The organism is Streptomyces sp. NPDC058291 (genome assembly GCF_042880855.1).
Lineage (GTDB): Bacteria > Actinomycetota > Actinomycetes > Streptomycetales > Streptomycetaceae > Streptomyces.
The window spans coordinates 1-17,053 of the sequence record NZ_JBHVYK010000013.1 but is presented as its reverse complement, the minus strand read 5'-3'; the positions used below and the strand labels follow the sequence as shown (position 1 = coordinate 17,053).

The following is a 17,053-nucleotide window of genomic DNA, read 5'->3' as shown; positions in this document are numbered from 1 at the left end:
CGTCTGTTGTTTATACGCCCCCGCCCCGGCCCCCCGCCCCCCCGCGCCCCGCCCCCCCTCCGCCCCCCCCGGCCGCCGGGCGGCCTCCGCCCACCCCCTGCGCCCCCCGACTCCGTTGCGCCGACGCCCCGCTGACGCGTCGTCCGCCGCCGATCGACAGGCAGGTCACAGGCCCGGGAGAGGTATCACCGGGGGCGGTCCCGGGTCCCGGGCCGCCCTCTGGACACGAGCTGAGGTTAGGCTAACCTACATTCGAACCGTCCTCGGGTGATCCCGCCCCACGTTCGAAAGTGGCACACTCATGTCCAACGCCAGAGCCGCTCGTCTCTCCCGCCGTGGCGTCCTCGCCGCCGGCGGCGCCCTCGGTCTCGGCGCCGTGCTCGCCGCCTGCGGGGACGAGGACGCGGGCGGCGGCGACTCCGGGTCGTCGGCGAAGGGCTCGGCGAAGTCCGGTCCCTGGACCTTCGAGGACGACCGCGGCACCACGGTGAAGCTCGACAAGGTCCCCGCGAACATCGTCGCCTTCACCGGCGTCGGCGCGGCCCTGCACGACTACGGAATCCAGGTCAAGGGCGTCTTCGGCCCGACCAGGACCACCGCCGGCAAGGCCGACGTGCAGGCCGGCGACATGGACGTCTCCAAGGTGACGGTCCTCGGCAACGTCTGGGACGAGTTCAACGTCGAGAAGTACGCGGCCCTCGCGCCCGACGTCCTCATCTCCACGATGTTCGACAGCGCCGGCACCCTCTGGTACGTCCCGGAGGCCTCCAAGGACAAGATCGCCAAGCTCGCCCCGAGCGTCGGCGTCTCCGTCTACGACCGCCAGCTGACCGGGCCGCTGCAGCGCATGTGGGAGCTGGCCGAGTCGCTGGGCGCCGACATGACGGCCGCCGCGGTCACCGGCGCCAAGAAGCGGTTCGAGGACGCGGCCGCCCGGCTGCGCGCCGCAGCCAAGGCCAAGCCCGGACTCAAGGTGATGGCCGGTTCCGCGAGCGCCGAGCTGTTCTACGTCTCCGGCACGAACCTCTCCATCGACCTGGAGTACTTCAAGGCCCTCGGCGTGAACCTCGTCGAGCCGCCGGAGAGCGCCAAGGCCCAGGGCGGCGGCTGGTACGAGTCGCTGAGCTGGGAGAACGTCGACAAGTACCCGGCCGACATCATCATGATGGACGACCGCTCCTCGACCATCCAGCCCCCCGACATCACGGAGGCGACCTGGAAGAAGCTGCCCGCGGTGAAGGCCGGTCAGGTCATCGCCCGCTCGCCCGAGCCGATCCTCTCCTACGACAAGTGCGTGCCGCTGCTGGAGAACCTCGCCGCGGCGCTGGAGAAGGCGAAGAAGGTCGCCTGACCCGGGCGACCCGATGTCGTGGGGGCCGCGGTCGCGGCTGTCACCGGTCGCGCCCACGCGGCGGGAGCCGCAGGTCGACGCAGCCCCACGCCCCCGAGCAGGTCAACTCCCCCACACGTGCAGGAGCCCCCATGACCACCGCCGTCGCAGCTCCGTTCCGGTTCTTCTCGCTCCAGGTCGCCCGGACCCGGCGGCTGTCGCCGTCCCTGGTCCGGGTGAGTCTGACCGGGGAGGACCTGCGGCACTTCGTCTCCGACGGGCGCGACCAGTCGCTTTCGCTGTTCCTGCCGCATCCGGGACAGGACGAACCGCGGGTCCCCTTCGAGCTCGGGGACGGGTGGTGGCAGGGCTGGCGCGAACTGCCGGACGGCGTACGGGCGGTGATGCGCTCGTACACGCTCCGGGCGCTGCGCCGCGACGCGTTGGGGCGCACGGTCGGGATCGACGTCGACTTCGTGCTGCACACCCCCGCCGGGCCCGCCTCCGCGTGGGCGGCGCGCGCCGCCGCCGGGGACCGGGTGGTCCTGCTGGGGCCGGCCGTCGCCGACAACCGGGCGATCCGGTTCCGGCCGCCCGAGGACACCGACCTGGTCGTGCTGTGGGGCGACGAGAGCGCCCTCCCGGCGATCGCGTCCATCCTGGAGTCGCTGCCCGCCGGACACCGCGTCCGGGTCTGGCTGGAGGTGCGCGATCCGGGCGACGTGAGGGAGTTGACGACCGCGGCGGACGCCGAGGTGACCTGGGTGGTCGGGCAGGGGTGCGTCGACGCCGTCCGCGCGGCCGCTCTGCCGCCCGCCGAGAACCCCTATGTCTGGATCGCGGGCGAGTCGGGCTCCGTGAAGACGCTGCGCCGGCACTTCGTGCAGGAGCGGGGCGTCGACCGGCGCCGGGTCACCTTCGTCGGGTACTGGCGCCGCGGCATGAGCGAGGAACAGCTCCGCGAGACCGAGTAGCGAACACCGCGCCCCCGCAGCCCGCCTGCGGGGGCGCGGACGTGATCACCGTCACGGCACACGCAGGATGACGACCAGTAAACTTAGGCTAGCCTTACCTAAGTTGATCAGTGGTCCCGTCCCCGGACCCCACCCCGTGAACCACCCCCGTGAACCAGCCCCGCCCAGGCCCCGTCCCCACCCCCGGAGGACCCCCACCATGCGCTCGCACCTGCTCAATGACACGACCGCGGAGCACTACCGCCGCTCCGTGACCGAAGGGGTGGAGCGGGTGGCCGCCAAACTCGCCGCCGCCGACCGTCCGTTCACCGGCGTCACGGTCGACGCCCTCGCGCCCCGCATCGACGGGATCGACCTCGACCGGCCGCTGGGCGACACCGCCGCCGTGCTGGACGAGCTGGAGGAGGTCTACCTCCGCGACGCGGTCTACTTCCACCACCCCCGCTACCTCGCCCACCTCAACTGCCCGGTCGTCATCCCCGCCGTGCTGGGCGAGGCGGTCCTGTCCGCCGTCAACTCCTCCCTCGACACCTGGGACCAGTCGGCCGGCGGCACCCTCATCGAGCGCAAGCTGATCGACTGGACGTGCGCCCGCATCGGCCTGGGCCCCGCCGCCGACGGCGTGTTCACCTCCGGCGGCAGCCAGTCCAACCTCCAGGCCCTGCTGCTGGCCCGCGAGGAGGCGAAGTCCGACTCCCTGGCGAGACTGCGCGTCTTCGCCTCCGACGTCAGCCACTTCAGCGTCAAGAAGTCGGCGAAACTGCTCGGCCTCGGCCCCGACGCCGTGGTCACCGTCCCCGTCGACCACGACAAGCGCATGCAGACCGTGGCGCTCGCCCGCGAGCTGGAGCGCTGCGCGAAGGACGGCCTCGTCCCCATGGCCGTCGTGGCCACCGCCGGCACCACCGACTTCGGCTCCATCGACCCGCTCCCGGAGATCGCCGAGCTGTGCGCGCAGTTCGGCGCCTGGATGCACGTCGACGCCGCCTACGGCTGCGGGCTCCTCGCCTCCGTCAAGTACCGGGACCGACTCGACGGCATCGAGCGAGCCGACTCCGTCACCGTCGACTACCACAAGTCCTTCTTCCAGCCGGTGAGTTCCTCCGCCGTGCTGGTCCGCGACGCGACCACGCTGCGGCACGCCACCTACCACGCCGAGTACCTCAACCCACGCCGCATGGTGCAGGAACGCATCCCCAACCAGGTGGACAAGTCCCTGCAGACCACCCGCCGGTTCGACGCGCTCAAGCTGTGGATGACCCTGCGCACGATGGGCGCCGACGGCATCGGGCAGCTCTTCGACGAGGTCTGCGACCTGGCCGTCGACGGCTGGCGCCTGCTGGCCGCCGACCCGCGCTACGACGTCGTCGTCCAGCCCTCCCTCTCCACCCTCGTGTTCCGCTACATCCCCGCCGCCGTCACCGACCCGGCCGAGATCGACCGCGTCAACCTCTACGCCCGCAAGGCCCTGTTCGCCTCCGGCGACGCGGTGGTCGCCGGCACCAAGGTCGGCGCCCGCCACTACCTGAAGTTCACCCTGCTCAACCCCGAGACCACGACCGACGACATCGCCGCCGTCCTCGACCTGATCGCCGGCCACGCCGAGCAGTACCTGGGAGAGTCCCTTGACCGCGCTTCCTGAACCCACGGACACCGCCCATGACTTCGTGGGAATCGGACTCGGGCCCTTCAACCTCGGACTGGCCTGTCTGACCGAGCCCATCGCCGAGCTCGACGGCGTCTTCCTGGAGTCGAAGCCCGACTTCGCGTGGCACGCGGGAATGTTCCTCGACGGCGCCCACCTCCAGACCCCGTTCCTGTCGGACCTGGTCACCCTCGCAGACCCGACGTCCCCCTACTCCTTCCTCAACTACCTGAAGGAGAAGGGGCGGCTGTACTCGTTCTACATCCGCGAGAACTTCTACCCGCTGCGCGTCGAGTACGACGACTACTGCCGCTGGGCCGCGAACAAGCTGACCAGCGTGCGCTTCTCCACGACGGTCGCCGAGGTGACGTACGACGAGAGGGACGCCCTCTACGCGGTGCGCACCACCGACGGGGACGTCCACCGCGCCCGGCGCCTGGTGCTCGGCACCGGCACCTCCCCCTACGTCCCGCCGGCCTGCGCCGGCCTCGGCGGCGACTTCCTGCACAACTCCCGCTATGTCCAGCACAAGGCGGAGCTGCAGAAGAAGGAGTCGATCACCCTGGTCGGCTCGGGGCAGTCGGCCGCCGAGATCTACCGCGACCTGCTCGCCGAGATCGACGTCCACGGCTACCGGCTGAACTGGGTCACCCGCTCCCCGCGCTTCTTCCCGCTGGAGTACACCAAACTCACGCTGGAGATGACCTCCCCGGAGTACATCGACTACTTCCGGGCGCTGCCGGAGCAGACCCGCTACCGCCTCGCCTCCGAGCAGAAGGGCCTGTTCAAGGGCATCGACAGCGATCTCGTCAACGAGATCTTCGACCTGCTCTACCAGAAGAGCCTCGGCGGGCCGGTCCCCACCCGGCTCCTCACCAACTCGGCCCTCACCGGCGCGAGCCACTCCGACGGCACGTACACCCTCTCCTTCCGCCAGGAGGAGCAGGGCAAGGACTTCGAGCTGACCAGCCAGGGCCTGGTCCTGGCCACCGGCTACCACTACGCCGAGCCGGAGTTCCTCGCGCCGATCAGGCACCGACTGCGTCACGACGCCCACGGCAATTTCGACGTCAGCCGCAACTACGCGATCGACACCACCGGCCGGGGCGTGTTCCTGCAGAACGCGGGCGTGCACACGCACAGCGTCACCTCGCCCGACCTCGGCATGGGCGCCTACCGCAACAGTTACATCATCCGCGAGCTGCTCGGCAGCGAGTACTACCCGGTCGAGAAGACCATCGCCTTCCAGGAGTTCGGCGTATGACCACCCCCACGACCCCCGGCCGTCTCTCCCTGCGTCCCCTCGATCCCCTCCAGGACGCCGAGCTGCTGCACGGCTGGGTGACCCACCCGAAGGCCGCCTACTGGATGATGCAGGACGCGGAACTCGTCGACGTGGAACGGGCCTACATGGACATCGCCGCCGACGAGCACCACCACGCTCTCCTCGGGCTGCACGAGGGCGAGCCCGCGTTCCTGATGGAGCACTACGACCCCGCCCACCGCGAGCTGGCCGGCCTGTACGAGCCGCTCCCGGGCGACGTCGGCATGCACTTCCTGGTCGCCCCGACCGACCGGCCGCTGCACGGCTTCACCCGCGCGGTGATCACCGCCGTCATGGCGCACCTCTTCGCGGACCCGGCGGTGCGGCGCGTCGTCGTCGAGCCGGACGTCTCCAACAAGGCCGTGCACGCGCTCAACGAGGCCGTCGGCTTCGTGCCCGAGCGGGAGATCCGCAAGCCCGAGAAGCGGGCGCTGCTGAGCTTCTGCACCCGCGAGCGGTTCGTCGCGGCGACGGGGGTGACGGCATGAGCCTCGCCGACGCCGTGTCCCACCTCTCCCCCGAGCACTGGGCGACGGCCAACCGCCTGCTGGTGCGCAAGGCCCTCGCCGAGTTCGCCCACGAGCGGCTCCTCACCCCGCAGGAGGCGGCGCCCGAGGAGGGGGACGGCCGGTACGTCGTGCGCAGCGACGACGGGCTGACGTCCTACCGCTTCACCGCCGTGCGCCGCGCCCTCGACCACTGGCAGGTGGACGCCGACTCGATCACCCGCACCCGTGACGGGGCCGAACTCCCCGTCGAGGCGCTCGACTTCCTCATCGAGCTGAAGTCGGCCCTGGGCCTGAGCGACGAGATCCTGCCGGTCTATCTGGAGGAGATCTCCTCCACCCTCTCCGGCACGTGCTACAAGCTCACCAAGCCCCGGGTCACCTCCGCCGAGCTGGTCCGCGGCGGGTTCCAGGCCATCGAGACCGGGATGACCGAGGGCCACCCCTGCTTCGTCGCCAACAACGGGCGGCTCGGCTTCGGCATCCACGACTACCTGTCGTACGCGCCCGAGACGGCGAGCCCGGTCCGGCTGGTGTGGCTGGCCGCGCACCGCTCGCGGGCGGCCTTCACGGCGGGCGTCGGCATCGACTACGAGTCGTTCGTGCGCGAGGAGCTGGGCGCGGCGACCGTCGACCGCTTCGACGCCGTCCTGCGGGGGCGGAGCCTGGATCCGGCCGACTACCTCCTCATACCGGTCCACCCCTGGCAGTGGTGGAACAAGCTCGCCGTCACCTTCGCGGCCGAGATCGCCCGCGAGAACCTGGTGTGCCTGGGCGAGGGCGACGACGAGTACCTGGCGCAGCAGTCCATCCGCACCTTCTTCAACCGGTCGCACCCCGAGAAGCACTATGTCAAGACGGCCCTGTCCGTGCTCAACATGGGCTTCATGCGGGGCCTGTCGGCCGCCTACATGGAGGCCACCCCGGCCATCAACGACTGGCTGGCCCAGCTCATCGACAACGACCCGGTGCTGAAGTCGACGGGCCTGTCGATCATCCGCGAGCGGGCGGCCGTCGGCTACCGGCATCTGGAGTACGAGGCCGCCACCGACCGCTACTCGCCCTACCGCAAGATGCTGGCGGCGCTGTGGCGGGAGAGCCCGGTGCCGACGCTGAGGGAGGGCGAGTCGCCGGCGACCATGGCCTCCCTGATCCATGTGGACCACGAGGGACGGTCGGTGGCCGGCGTGCTGATCGAGCGCTCGGGCCTGGCCCCGGCGGAATGGCTGCGCGCCTACCTCCAGGCCTATTACACCCCCCTGCTGCACAGCTTCTACGCCTACGACCTGGTGTTCATGCCGCACGGCGAGAACACGATCCTCGTGCTGAAGGACGGCGTGGTGCAGCGGGCGGTCTACAAGGACATCGCCGAGGAGATCGCCGTCATGGACCCGGACGCGGTGCTGCCGCCCGAGGTCGGACGCATCCGGGTGGAGGTGCCCGAGGACACGAAGCTCCTGTCGATCTTCACGGACGTCTTCGACTGCTTCTTCCGCTTCCTCGCCGCCGGCCTGGCCGCCGAGGGGATCCTGGAGGAGGACGGGTTCTGGCGCACGGTCGCCGAGGTCACCCGCGCCTACCAGGAGGCGAACCCCGAACTGGCCGACCGGTTCCGCCAGTACGACCTGTTCGCCCCCGAGTTCGCCCTGTCCTGCCTCAACCGCCTGCAACTGCGCGACAACCGACAGATGGTGGACCTGGCCGACCCTTCGGGCGCCCTCCAGTTGATCGGCACGCTGAGGAACCCGCTGGCAGGGTTCTGATCCGGACGGACGGGCGCCCCCGGGCACGGTCCTCGGAGGCGCCCGCCGGCCTGGATGGAACAATCCGCTGCATGGCGGAAATCCTCCAGAAGGACGGCACGTGGGTCTTCGACGGCGACGCGCTGCGGCTGACGCCCGGACGGGACAGGAACGTCGGCCTGCTGCGCCGAGAACTGGGTGAACTCGTGCTGCCCCTGCGGGCGTTGGCGGGCCTGTCGTTCGAACAGGGAAAGCGGGCGGGACGGCTGAGGCTGCGGCTGCGGGACGGGGCCGATCCGCTGCTCCAGGCGACGGGCGGTCGGCTCACGGAGCCGCACGACCCCTACCAACTGCTCGTCGAGCCCGACCGGTACGGCGTCGCCGAGTACTTCGTGGACGAGGTGCGCCACGCGCTGCTGCTGGACGAGGTGCCGGCCGACCCGGTCGACGCGTATCTGCTGCCCGGCCCGTCCGTGCCCCTGTCCGTCTCCGCCGGGGACGGGACGGCGGGCTTCGACGGCGGGACCGTACGCCTGGAGTGGAACTGGAAGACCGAGGAGGCCAAGGCCTCCGGCGGACCTCGCACGCTCGCGATCGCCGACATCGTGGGCGTGGAGTGGCAGCCCGCGGTCGGCCTGGAGAACGGCTTTCTGCGGTTCCGGCTGCGTCACGCGCCCCCGAACACGCCGCCGAAGTACGACCCCGCCGCCGTGGAGCTGTGGGGGTTCAAGAGGGATCCGCTGATGGCGCTGGTCGCGGCGGCCGTGCAGGCCCGGCTCCCGCATCCGGTCGCGGCCCCCGAGAACGCCGTACGGCCTGCGGCGCCCGGGCCGGACGCCCGCCCCGAGAGCGACCCCGACGCCCTGCTGCGCCGGCTGCGCGAGCTCGGCGAGCTGCACCGCGACGGCGTCCTGACGGACGACGAGTTCACGATGGCCAAACAGGCGGTCCTCAAGCGCCTGTAGCGCGGATGAGGACCGCCTGAGGCCGGGCCGGCTACTTCGCCTTGCGGGCCACCGTGAAGTGGTCGACCTGTTCGCCGCTCTCGGCGATGCCGCGCACGGTCAGCGTGGCCGTGCGGCCCTTCGCGGCGGGGGCGACGTCCACGCGCAGGAAGGAGTAGTCGAGGTAACGCACCCGCGACCAGGTGACCGTCTCGGCGGCCTTCCCGTCCTTGGTGTTGACGAAGGAGGCGACCGAGTCGACCTCCTTCTCGTGGCCCTCGTAGGACAGCGGGGCGGTGAACGCGTACAGGCTGCGGCCGGCCGCGCCCGCGGTCACGTAGACGACGCCCTCGGTCTCGGGGTACGCCGTGCCGCCGATCGGGAGCTTCTTGGTCACCGCGCCCTTCCTGATGACGTCGGTGCGCTCGTACTGGTGGTTGTGCCCGTTGATCACCAGGTCGACCGTGTACTTCTCGAAGAGCGGCACCCACTCCTGGCGCACACCCCCCTCCGAGGCGTGCGCGGTGGAGGTGCAGTAGGCGCAGTGGTGGAAGAAGACGACGACGAAGTCGACGTCGTTCGAGGCGCGGAACTTCTTCAGCTGCGCCTCCAGCCACTTGGTCTGGGTGCCGCCGGAGATGCCGAGGTTCGCCGGGATCTCGAAGGAGACGTCGTTGGCGTCCAGCGAGATGACGGCCGTGTTGCCGTAGACGAAGGAGTAGACGCCCGGCAGGTTCTTCTTGTCGGGGCCGTTGTCGGGCAGGTTCCAGCGGGCTTCCTCTCCGCCGTAGCCGTTGGGCGAGTACCAGGCCTCCATGTCGTGGTTGCCGTAGGCGGGCATCCACGGGACGGACTTGGCGACGGACTCGGTCTGGGCGAGGAACTGGTCCCACACGCGCGAGTCGAAGCCGGTGTCGGCGGTCTTGCCGGCGCCGGCCGGGTCGGCGTAGGCGATGTCGCCGGCGTGCAGGTGGAAGGCCGGGTTCTGGCCGAGGAGCAGGCTGTTGTTGGCCAGGCCGTGGTAGCCGACGCCCTCGTCGCCGAAGGCGGTGAAGGTGAAGGGCGCCTTGTGGGCGGGGGCGGTGGTGAAGGTGCCCAGGGTGCCCAGCAGGTGCGGTGCGGCCGGGTCGAAGCCCGCGTGCCCGACGCCGTAGTAGTACGTCCTGCCCGGCTTGAGGTGGGTGAGCGCGGCGTGCAGGTAGTACTGGGTGTGGTCGCCGCTGGCGCCGACGCCGGCCGGGGTGTACAGGGTGCGCACCTCGGCCTCGATCCTGCGGGAGAGGTCCCAGGGGTGGGCGCCGATGCGGATGAACGGCTTCTTCACCGCGACCGGCACCTGCCAGGAGACGGTGATCTCGGTGCGCGGGTCGTTGCCGTAGGCGAGGTGGCGGCCGAAGGGGGCGACGAGCGACCCGTCGACGGCCCGGGTGCTCGGCCCGGCGCCCGGGGTCCGGGTGGGGACGGCGGCCTGTGCGTCGGCGCCGGTCACGAACGCGCCACCGGTGACGGCGCCCAGCGTGACCGCGCCGCCTCTGATCATCGTGCGCCGGGAGAACTTGGCGCGCAGGTACTCGTGCTGCTCGGCCATGCTCATGCGGTCGGCGAGCTGCTCGGGTACGCCCATGCGAGGAGTGTCCATGACGTCTGAAACTCGTCGCCCCGGGCGACGGGCCGCAAGACACCGAATGGACGGTTCGCGAACAGCGGGCCATAACACATTCAATGTTCTCCCAAGGCTCCTCCCCAGACGCCTGCCCGAAATCGGGCACGATTCTTGCGAAACCGGCTCGCGTACCTCAGGATCTACCGGGTGCACGACGAACTCGTTGATCACCTGACGCGCTCCACGCCCCTCCAGCGGGGCGAGGCACTGCGGGTGGTCCAGGACGTGCTCGCCTACTTCGACGAGACGACCGAGGACTTCGTCCGTCGCCGCCACCGCGAACTCCAGGCCCAGGGTCTGGTGAACGCGGAGATCTTCGGACGGATCGAGGCGGACCTGAAATACCGGGCGGTCGCACCGCCTGAGCTCACGCTCAGGCAACTGCGCCGCATGGTCTACGGCTGAGGAATACCTATATATGTGCGGAATTGTCGGATACATCGGCAAGCGTGACGTGGCCCCGCTGCTGCTGGAGGGACTCCAGCGGCTCGAGTACCGCGGGTACGACTCGGCCGGCATAGTCGTCACCTCCCCGAAGGCGGCCGGCCTGAAGATGGTCAAGGCCAAGGGCCGGGTCCGCGACCTGGAGGCCAAGGTCCCGGCGCGCTTCAAGGGCACGACCGGCATCGCCCACACCCGCTGGGCCACCCACGGCGCCCCCTCCGACGTGAACGCCCACCCGCACATGTCGGCCGACCTCAAGGTCGCCGTCGTCCACAACGGCATCATCGACAACGCCTCCGACCTGCGGAAGAAGCTGGAAGCCGACGGCGTCGAGTTCCTCTCCGAGACGGACACCGAGGTACTCGTCCACCTCGTCGCCCGCGCCCAGGCCGACAAGCTGGAGGACAAGGTCCGCGAGGCGCTGCGCGTGGTCGAGGGCACCTACGGCATCGCCGTCATGCACGCCGACTTCTCGGACCGCATCGTCGTCGCCCGCAACGGCTCCCCGGTCGTGCTCGGCATCGGCGAGAAGGAGATGTTCGTCGCCTCGGACATCGCCGCGCTGGTCGCCCACACCCGCCAGATCGTCACCCTCGACGACGGCGAGATGGCCACGCTCAAGGCCGACGACTTCCGCACCTACACCACCGAGGGCACCCGCACCACCGCCGAGCCCACCACCGTGGAGTGGGAGGCCGCCTCCTACGACATGGGCGGCCACGACACCTACATGCACAAGGAGATCCACGAGCAGGCCGACGCCGTGGACCGCGTGCTGCGCGGCCGCATCGACGACCGCTTCTCCACCGTGCACCTGGGCGGCCTCAACCTGGACGCCCGCGAGGCGCGCCAGATCCGCCGCGTCAAGATCCTCGGCTGCGGCACGTCGTACCACGCGGGCATGATCGGCGCCCAGATGATCGAGGAGCTCGCCCGCATCCCCGCCGACGCCGAGCCGGCCTCCGAGTTCCGCTACCGCAACGCGGTCGTGGACCCCGACACGCTGTACATCGCCGTCTCGCAGTCCGGTGAGACCTACGACGTGCTGGCGGCCGTCCAGGAGCTGAAGCGCAAGGGCGCGCGGGTGCTGGGCGTGGTCAACGTGGTCGGCTCGGCGATCGCCCGTGAGGCGGACGGCGGCGTGTACGTCCACGCCGGCCCCGAGGTCTGCGTGGTGTCCACCAAGTGCTTCACCAACACCACGGTCGCCTTCGCGCTGCTCGCGCTGCACCTGGGCCGCACCCGCGACCTCTCGGTGCGCGACGGCAAGCGGATCATCGAGGGTCTGCGCAAGCTGCCCGCCCAGATCGCCGAGATCATGGAGCAGGAGGCGGAGATCGAGAAGCTGGCCGAGCAGCTCGCCGAGGCCCGCTCGATGCTCTTCATCGGCCGCGTCCGGGGCTACCCGGTCGCCCGTGAGGCCTCCCTGAAGCTCAAGGAGGTCTCGTACATCCACGCCGAGGCCTACCCGGCCTCCGAGCTCAAGCACGGCCCGCTGGCCCTCATCGAGCCCGCGCTCCCGACGGTCGCGATCGTCCCCGACGACGACCTGCTGGAGAAGAACCGTGCGGCCCTGGAGGAGATCAAGGCCCGCAGCGGAAGGATCATCGCGGTCGCCCACCGCGAGCAGGAGAAGGCCGACCAGACGATCGTCGTCCCCAAGAACGAGGACGAGCTCGACCCGATCCTCATGGGCATCCCGCTCCAGCTCCTCGCCTACTACACGGCGAAGGCCCTGGGCCGTGACATCGACAAGCCGCGCAACCTGGCGAAGTCGGTGACCGTCGAGTAGTCGCCCTCAGGGGCACGATCGACCGCGCGAGCGGGCCCCACCGCCCGCGGCGGCCGACGCACCGCGACGGACCCCCCGTGACGCCACCGTGCACGGGGGGTCCGCTTCGTTCGCCGGGGAGGCCCGATTCCCCGGCGCCGGCTGCCGATTCAGTCCGCGGCCGTCACGCCGGGACGGGCAGCACGCCGTGGATACGCCGTGGGCCAGTGCGCCAGGGCCGCCGTCGCCGCGTACCAGGCGACCGCGCCCGCCGCGACCGCGCCCGCCGCGACGGCGAACCAGCCGCCCGCCCTGGCCGGGCCGTCGCCGTCGGTGAACCGGGCGACGGCCGTCAGCACCAGGCCCACGCAGAACAACCCGTAGGCCGCCTGACCGAGTCGGTCGCCGCCGGCGACGGTCAGGGAGAGCGCCACCAGGGCGAACAGGAGCAGGAAGAGCCCCGCGGCGTTGTCGGAGGCCTGTGCGCCGGCGGAGGCCGCCCAGGTGAACCAGAAGGCGCCGAGGACGGTGCAGGCGGCGCCGGCGGCCGTGTCCCGGTCCCGGAGGGCGAACAGACCGGCGACGAACAGCGCGACGCCGCCGATGCAGTGGGCGACGGATAGGGCGTCCGCGGCCGCCACGCCGTCGATGAGGTCGGTGGAGCCGAGCCCGAAGGCCAACAGGGTGACGCCGAGGGCGAGTCGACCGGCGACGGTGGCGGTGCCGCTTCCCGCGGAGACGTCGCTGTCCACGGCAAGCTCCCTTCACGCATGTGCAGTTGTGTGAGCGATATATGCCCTTCACAAAGGCACGAACACCTCTACGCGTCAGTAGTTTCACCCAGTGCGCACAGGGGGGCCGGGGACCGCCCGGATCTCGTCTCGCCGGGGAGGAAGGAGCGTCACGGAATGACGATGACGGGCCGCTTGGCCCGCTTGGCGAGCCGCCCCGCCACGGAGCCGAAGATCCGGCCCACGAGACCGTGCGTGGAACCGACGACGATCGCGTCGGCCTCGTACTCCCGCCCGACCTCCTCGAGTTCGTGGCAGATGTCGCCGCCGCGCTCGACCAGGATCCAGGGCACCTCGGCGAGGTAGTCCGCACACGCCAGCTCCAGACCGAGCACCTCGGTGCGGTGGTCGGGCACGTCCACGAAGACGGGCGGCTCGCAGCCGGCCCACACCGTGGTGGGCAGCCGGTTGGCGACGTGGACGATGATCAGGCCCGATCCGGAGCGGTGGGCCATGCCGATGGCGTACGCGAGGGCCCGTTCGCTGGACGTGGAGCCGTCGAAACCGACGACCACTCCGTGCTGGAAGGCGGGATCGCAGGAATGACGTGCCTCTTCAGCCGCCAGGGGCTCGGCCGCCGTGGGGTCGGCGACGGGCCGCTTGCGGTCCGCGGGTTCGAAGAATTCGTGACCGGCCATGGCTGTCTCGGCGTGTCGATCCTTATACGGGATGGGACGGCGGTGAGCGGCGGAGCTGTCCGGGAATCATCTTCCCAACCCCACACCCCAAGGGTACGGCGGCACACATCCAGGGCCCAGAGCCCGCACGCCCCCGGTGGGGGTTCCAGGGAGCATGCACGAGCGGACGCCCGTAACGCAATGGTTGCTGCCCCGTACAGGCGGTTTGCACAGGATCCGTCGAGGCGGAACCCCTCCAGGCAGTGACCGACGGCTCGAACAGGCGTTGAACCCCGTGAACCGTCGCCCCGCCCCCGCCCCCGCCTCCGCCCCTCCGCCCCGGCGCGCCTCCCCCCGGCCGAACCGCCCGCCCACCGCAGTCCAGGAAGGAGCCCGCCCGATGACCTCGCCCCCCACCACCCCCGAGCCCCGCCCCGGCGACGACCGGACGACCGACCTGATCCGCTGGGCGGCCTTCACCTGCGTCCTGGTCCCCGTGGTCCTCCTCTGGTATGGCTCCTCGCTCGCCGGGGCCGCCGGCACCGCCCTCGGCCTCGCCGCCGTCACGGCCGTCTGCCGGGTGCTGCTGCGCCGGTCCGAGCGGTGCGCGGTCCGGTTGCTGGTCGAGGAGCCCGCGCCCGAGGCGCACCACCGGGGGCGCCACCAGCGCGCCGGAACGGGGTCCCGCCGCGGGGGTCGTCACTCCGGGGGAAACTCACCGGTCGGTTGACCGGTTTTCACGCACGGAGCCGCTGGTTTTCAGCCAACTTCCGGTAAGTGTGCATCTCTTGCCGTAACCACCCCCCACCCCTCGTTCCACCTGCACGGAAAGGGCCTCGGGGGGCCGTCGCGCCCTACGGGGATTGGCCACCGCACCGAGGCGCACTTCCCTGCACGGCCCACGAGTGCAACGCTTCGTGATCGAATGCTTCACGCCAAGTTGCCATGTCGACAATCTGCCGGGTGGTGAACTGGCCATGCCGGCATCGTGCGACACAGTAGATTCGATCTTGACTGTCTACGGCGGGGGACTCGTGCAGGACCGAGGGGAAACGTGCAGGAGCGACACAACCGAGGAGCCGCGACCACCGAGGGGGGCTTAGCAGGATGAGCCACGACTCCACTGCCGCGCCGGAAGCCGTGGCCCGGAAGCTGTCCGGGCGACGCCGCAAGGAGATCGTCGCGGTGCTGCTGTTCAGCGGCGGCCCCATATTCGAGAGTTCCATTCCGTTGTCGGTGTTCGGGATTGACCGCCAGGACGCCGGCGTGCCGCGCTACCGCTTGTTGGTGTGCGGCGGCGAAGAAGGCCCGCTGCGGACCACAGGGGGCCTGGAACTCACCACACCACACGGCCTGGAGGCGATCTCGCGGGCGGGCACGGTCGTCGTGCCCGCCTGGCGTTCGATCACCTCCCCGCCACCGGAGGAGGCGCTCGACGCACTGCGTCGGGCGCACGAGGAGGGCGCCCGCATCGTGGGCCTGTGCACCGGCGCGTTCGTGCTGGCCGCCGCGGGCCTGCTGGACGGCCGTCCGGCCACGACGCACTGGATGTACGCGCCGACGCTGGCCAAGCGCTACCCGTCCGTCCACGTGGATCCCCGAGAACTCTTCGTGGACGACGGCGACGTGCTCACGTCGGCCGGCACCGCGGCCGGAATCGATCTGTGTCTGCACATCGTGCGGACAGATCACGGTAACGAGGCGGCCGGAGCGCTGGCCCGGCGTCTCGTGGTGCCGCCGCGCCGCTCGGGCGGTCAGGAGCGCTACCTCGACCGGTCTTTACCCGAGGAGATCGGCGCCGACCCGCTGGCCGAGGTCGTCGCCTGGGCGCTGGAGCACCTCCACGAGCAGTTCGACGTGGAGACGCTGGCCGCGCGCGCCTACATGAGCCGGCGCACCTTCGACCGCCGCTTCCGGTCGCTGACCGGCAGCGCGCCGCTGCAGTGGCTGATCACCCAGCGGGTGCTGCAGGCGCAGCGTCTGCTGGAGACGTCGGACTACTCGGTGGACGAGGTCGCGGGCCGCTGCGGCTTCCGCTCGCCGGTGGCCCTGCGCGGCCACTTCCGCCGCCAGCTCGGCTCGTCGCCGGCGGCCTACCGGGCGGCGTACCGGGCGCGCAGGCCGCAGAGCGAACGGCCGACGGACAGCGAGCCGTCGTCCCCGCCGCCACCGCCGCCGTCACTGCACCCCGAGACGCCCGGACCGGTGCCGCCGCAGATCCGGCGCACGGCGGCCGCGACCGCCGGGGCGATGGGCTCGTCGGCGTCCCTGCCGTCGGAGCACGCGCGCGAGGCGTACGCGACCGCGCGGGCGAGCGTGCCGGGGCAGCGCAGCGGTATGTGAGCGACCTCGTGACGCCGGACGGCTGGAACCGAACCAGCCCGTCCGGCGTCCGGGCGCGCCCCGGACCCTCAGGGCCGCCGGACACGGGACGCCTCAAAAGGCGACGTCAGCTTTAGGGTGGGCGCATGAACGATCGCATGGTGTGGATCGACTGCGAGATGACCGGCCTCTCGCTGTCCGACGACGCTCTCATCGAGGTAGCCGCCCTCGTCACCGACTCCGAGCTGAACATCCTCGGCGACGGTGTGGACATCGTCATCCGCCCGCCGGACCGGGCGCTGGAGACGATGCCGGAGGTGGTGCGTCAGATGCACACCGCGTCCGGGCTGCTCGACGAGCTGGCGGGCGGGACGACGCTCGCCGAGGCCGAGGCACAGGTCCTCGCCTATGTCCGCGAGCATGTGAAGGAGCCGGGCAAGGCGCCCCTGTGCGGAAACTCCGTGGGCACCGACCGCGGTTTCCTGGCCCGGGACATGGCGGCCCTGGAGGGTTACCTCCACTACCGCATCGTCGACGTCTCCTCGATCAAGGAGCTCGCCCGGCGCTGGTACCCGCGGGCGTACTACAACAGCCCCGAGAAGAACGGCAACCACCGCGCCCTCGCCGACATCCGCGAGTCCATCGCGGAACTGCGCTACTACCGCGAGGCGGTCTTCGTGCCGCAGCCCGGCCCCGACTCCGACACCGCGAAGTCGATCGCGGCCAAGCACGTGCTGCGCGCTCCGTAGGAGCACCGCGACCACGCTCGGGCGGCCTCGGGAAAGCCGTGCGCGAGCACCCCTTCGGACCCTGTACACTTTTTCTCGGCCGGTAGGGAGACCACAAAGTCCAACTGCCGGGCGTGGTGGGTGTAGCTCAGCTGGTAGAGCACCTGGTTGTGGTCCAGGATGCCGCGGGTTCGAGTCCCGTCACTCACCCAGAGTCATCAGCCGGGGTCATACCCCCCGGGACTTCACCCG

General features: G+C 70.8%; 15 protein-coding genes and 1 tRNA gene. 13 read left to right on the top strand and 3 right to left on the bottom strand.

Annotation, left to right across the window (positions count from 1 at the left end):
* Nucleotides 1-301 precede the first annotated feature (301 nt).
* The 7 genes from ACFVYK_RS09180 (at nucleotide 302) to ACFVYK_RS09150 (ending at nucleotide 8,486) form a co-directional block, all read left to right on the top strand.
* Nucleotides 302-1,351 carry an ABC transporter substrate-binding protein gene (locus ACFVYK_RS09180; RefSeq protein WP_389770521.1) on the top strand — a complete coding sequence of 350 codons (1,050 nt, stop codon included), beginning with the start codon at nucleotides 302-304 and terminating at the stop codon, nucleotides 1,349-1,351.
* Between the two features lie 131 nt (nucleotides 1,352-1,482).
* Entirely contained in the window at nucleotides 1,483-2,304 is an 822-nt protein-coding gene (locus ACFVYK_RS09175; protein ID WP_389770518.1) for a siderophore-interacting protein, read from the top strand.
* A gap of 199 nt (nucleotides 2,305-2,503) precedes the next feature.
* A complete protein-coding gene (desA, locus tag ACFVYK_RS09170) occupies nucleotides 2,504-3,946 on the top strand; it encodes a lysine decarboxylase DesA (protein ID WP_389770515.1) in 1,443 nt (480 codons plus the stop codon).
* Nucleotides 3,930-5,213 carry a lysine N(6)-hydroxylase/L-ornithine N(5)-oxygenase family protein gene (locus ACFVYK_RS09165; RefSeq protein WP_389770513.1) on the top strand — a complete coding sequence of 428 codons (1,284 nt, stop codon included), beginning with the start codon at nucleotides 3,930-3,932 and terminating at the stop codon, nucleotides 5,211-5,213. Before desA ends, ACFVYK_RS09165 begins: the two co-directional genes overlap by 17 nt.
* Complete coding sequence (locus ACFVYK_RS09160; protein WP_389770510.1) at nucleotides 5,210-5,761, top strand: GNAT family N-acetyltransferase; 552 nt, start codon at nucleotides 5,210-5,212, stop codon at nucleotides 5,759-5,761. Before ACFVYK_RS09165 ends, ACFVYK_RS09160 begins: the two co-directional genes overlap by 4 nt.
* Nucleotides 5,758-7,542 carry an IucA/IucC family protein gene (locus tag ACFVYK_RS09155; RefSeq protein WP_389770507.1) on the top strand — a complete coding sequence of 595 codons (1,785 nt, stop codon included), beginning with the start codon at nucleotides 5,758-5,760 and terminating at the stop codon, nucleotides 7,540-7,542. The genes ACFVYK_RS09160 and ACFVYK_RS09155 overlap by 4 nt, the downstream gene beginning before the upstream one ends.
* Before the next feature lie 71 nt (nucleotides 7,543-7,613).
* Nucleotides 7,614-8,486 (top strand): DUF4429 domain-containing protein, encoded by an 873-nt coding sequence (locus ACFVYK_RS09150; RefSeq protein ID WP_389770504.1) that lies wholly within the window; start codon nucleotides 7,614-7,616, stop codon nucleotides 8,484-8,486.
* Nucleotides 8,487-8,517: 31 nt separating this feature from the next.
* On the opposite strand, the gene ACFVYK_RS09145 is transcribed toward ACFVYK_RS09150, so the two are convergent.
* Nucleotides 8,518-10,089, bottom strand: coding sequence for a fibronectin type III domain-containing protein (locus tag ACFVYK_RS09145; protein WP_389770501.1), 1,572 nt, complete (start codon nucleotides 10,087-10,089; stop codon nucleotides 8,518-8,520).
* Nucleotides 10,090-10,275: 186 nt separating this feature from the next.
* Here ACFVYK_RS09145 and ACFVYK_RS09140 point away from each other — a divergent pair, with 186 nt between their 5' ends.
* Nucleotides 10,276-10,533, top strand: a complete 258-nt coding sequence (locus ACFVYK_RS09140; protein WP_389770499.1) for a hypothetical protein — start codon at nucleotides 10,276-10,278, stop codon at nucleotides 10,531-10,533.
* Between the two features lie 13 nt (nucleotides 10,534-10,546).
* Nucleotides 10,547-12,364, top strand: a complete 1,818-nt coding sequence (glmS, locus tag ACFVYK_RS09135) for a glutamine--fructose-6-phosphate transaminase (isomerizing) (RefSeq protein ID WP_389770496.1) — start codon at nucleotides 10,547-10,549, stop codon at nucleotides 12,362-12,364.
* A gap of 149 nt (nucleotides 12,365-12,513) precedes the next feature.
* Here glmS and ACFVYK_RS09130 read toward each other — a convergent pair whose 3' ends face one another.
* Together ACFVYK_RS09130 and ACFVYK_RS09125 are read right to left on the bottom strand one after the other, a co-directional pair.
* Nucleotides 12,514-13,095, bottom strand: coding sequence for a GPR1/FUN34/YaaH family transporter (locus ACFVYK_RS09130; RefSeq protein ID WP_389770494.1), 582 nt, complete (start codon nucleotides 13,093-13,095; stop codon nucleotides 12,514-12,516).
* 149 nt (nucleotides 13,096-13,244) lie between these two features.
* The gene (locus ACFVYK_RS09125; protein WP_389770491.1) at nucleotides 13,245-13,772 is read right to left on the bottom strand and encodes a universal stress protein; all 528 of its coding nucleotides are present in this window, start codon (nucleotides 13,770-13,772) and stop codon (nucleotides 13,245-13,247) included.
* A 379-nt stretch (nucleotides 13,773-14,151) separates the two neighbouring features.
* Here ACFVYK_RS09125 and ACFVYK_RS09120 point away from each other — a divergent pair, with 379 nt between their 5' ends.
* The 4 genes from ACFVYK_RS09120 to ACFVYK_RS09105 all read left to right on the top strand — a co-directional run bounded on the left by ACFVYK_RS09120 (nucleotide 14,152) and on the right by ACFVYK_RS09105 (nucleotide 17,011).
* Nucleotides 14,152-14,481, top strand: coding sequence for a hypothetical protein (locus ACFVYK_RS09120; RefSeq protein ID WP_389770489.1), 330 nt, complete (start codon nucleotides 14,152-14,154; stop codon nucleotides 14,479-14,481).
* A gap of 377 nt (nucleotides 14,482-14,858) precedes the next feature.
* Complete coding sequence (locus ACFVYK_RS09115) at nucleotides 14,859-16,094, top strand: helix-turn-helix domain-containing protein (protein WP_389770487.1); 1,236 nt, start codon at nucleotides 14,859-14,861, stop codon at nucleotides 16,092-16,094.
* A gap of 125 nt (nucleotides 16,095-16,219) precedes the next feature.
* Nucleotides 16,220-16,822: an oligoribonuclease gene (gene orn, locus ACFVYK_RS09110; protein WP_389770484.1), complete on the top strand. Its 603-nt coding sequence runs from the start codon at nucleotides 16,220-16,222 to the stop codon at nucleotides 16,820-16,822.
* Between the two features lie 116 nt (nucleotides 16,823-16,938).
* Nucleotides 16,939-17,011 (top strand) — tRNA-His (locus tag ACFVYK_RS09105).
* Nucleotides 17,012-17,053 lie beyond the last annotated feature (42 nt).

Bases quoted from the DNA above. Each gene is read 5' to 3' on its own strand.
- ACFVYK_RS09160 (WP_389770510.1), top strand. From the start codon at position 5,210: ATGACCACCCCCACGACCCCCGGCCGTCTCTCCCTGCGTCCCCTCGAT.
- ACFVYK_RS09150 (WP_389770504.1), top strand. From the start codon at position 7,614: ATGGCGGAAATCCTCCAGAAGGACGGCACGTGGGTCTTCGACGGCGAC.
- glmS (WP_389770496.1), top strand. From the start codon at position 10,547: ATGTGCGGAATTGTCGGATACATCGGCAAGCGTGACGTGGCCCCGCTG.
- ACFVYK_RS09175 (WP_389770518.1), top strand. From the start codon at position 1,483: ATGACCACCGCCGTCGCAGCTCCGTTCCGGTTCTTCTCGCTCCAGGTC.
- ACFVYK_RS09180 (WP_389770521.1), top strand. From the start codon at position 302: ATGTCCAACGCCAGAGCCGCTCGTCTCTCCCGCCGTGGCGTCCTCGCC.
- desA (WP_389770515.1), top strand. From the start codon at position 2,504: ATGCGCTCGCACCTGCTCAATGACACGACCGCGGAGCACTACCGCCGC.
- ACFVYK_RS09120 (WP_389770489.1), top strand. From the start codon at position 14,152: ATGACCTCGCCCCCCACCACCCCCGAGCCCCGCCCCGGCGACGACCGG.
- orn (WP_389770484.1), top strand. From the start codon at position 16,220: ATGAACGATCGCATGGTGTGGATCGACTGCGAGATGACCGGCCTCTCG.
- ACFVYK_RS09125 (WP_389770491.1), bottom strand. From the start codon at position 13,772: ATGGCCGGTCACGAATTCTTCGAACCCGCGGACCGCAAGCGGCCCGTC.
- ACFVYK_RS09145 (WP_389770501.1), bottom strand. From the start codon at position 10,089: ATGGGCGTACCCGAGCAGCTCGCCGACCGCATGAGCATGGCCGAGCAG.
- ACFVYK_RS09155 (WP_389770507.1), top strand. From the start codon at position 5,758: ATGAGCCTCGCCGACGCCGTGTCCCACCTCTCCCCCGAGCACTGGGCG.
- ACFVYK_RS09115 (WP_389770487.1), top strand. From the start codon at position 14,859: ATGAGCCACGACTCCACTGCCGCGCCGGAAGCCGTGGCCCGGAAGCTG.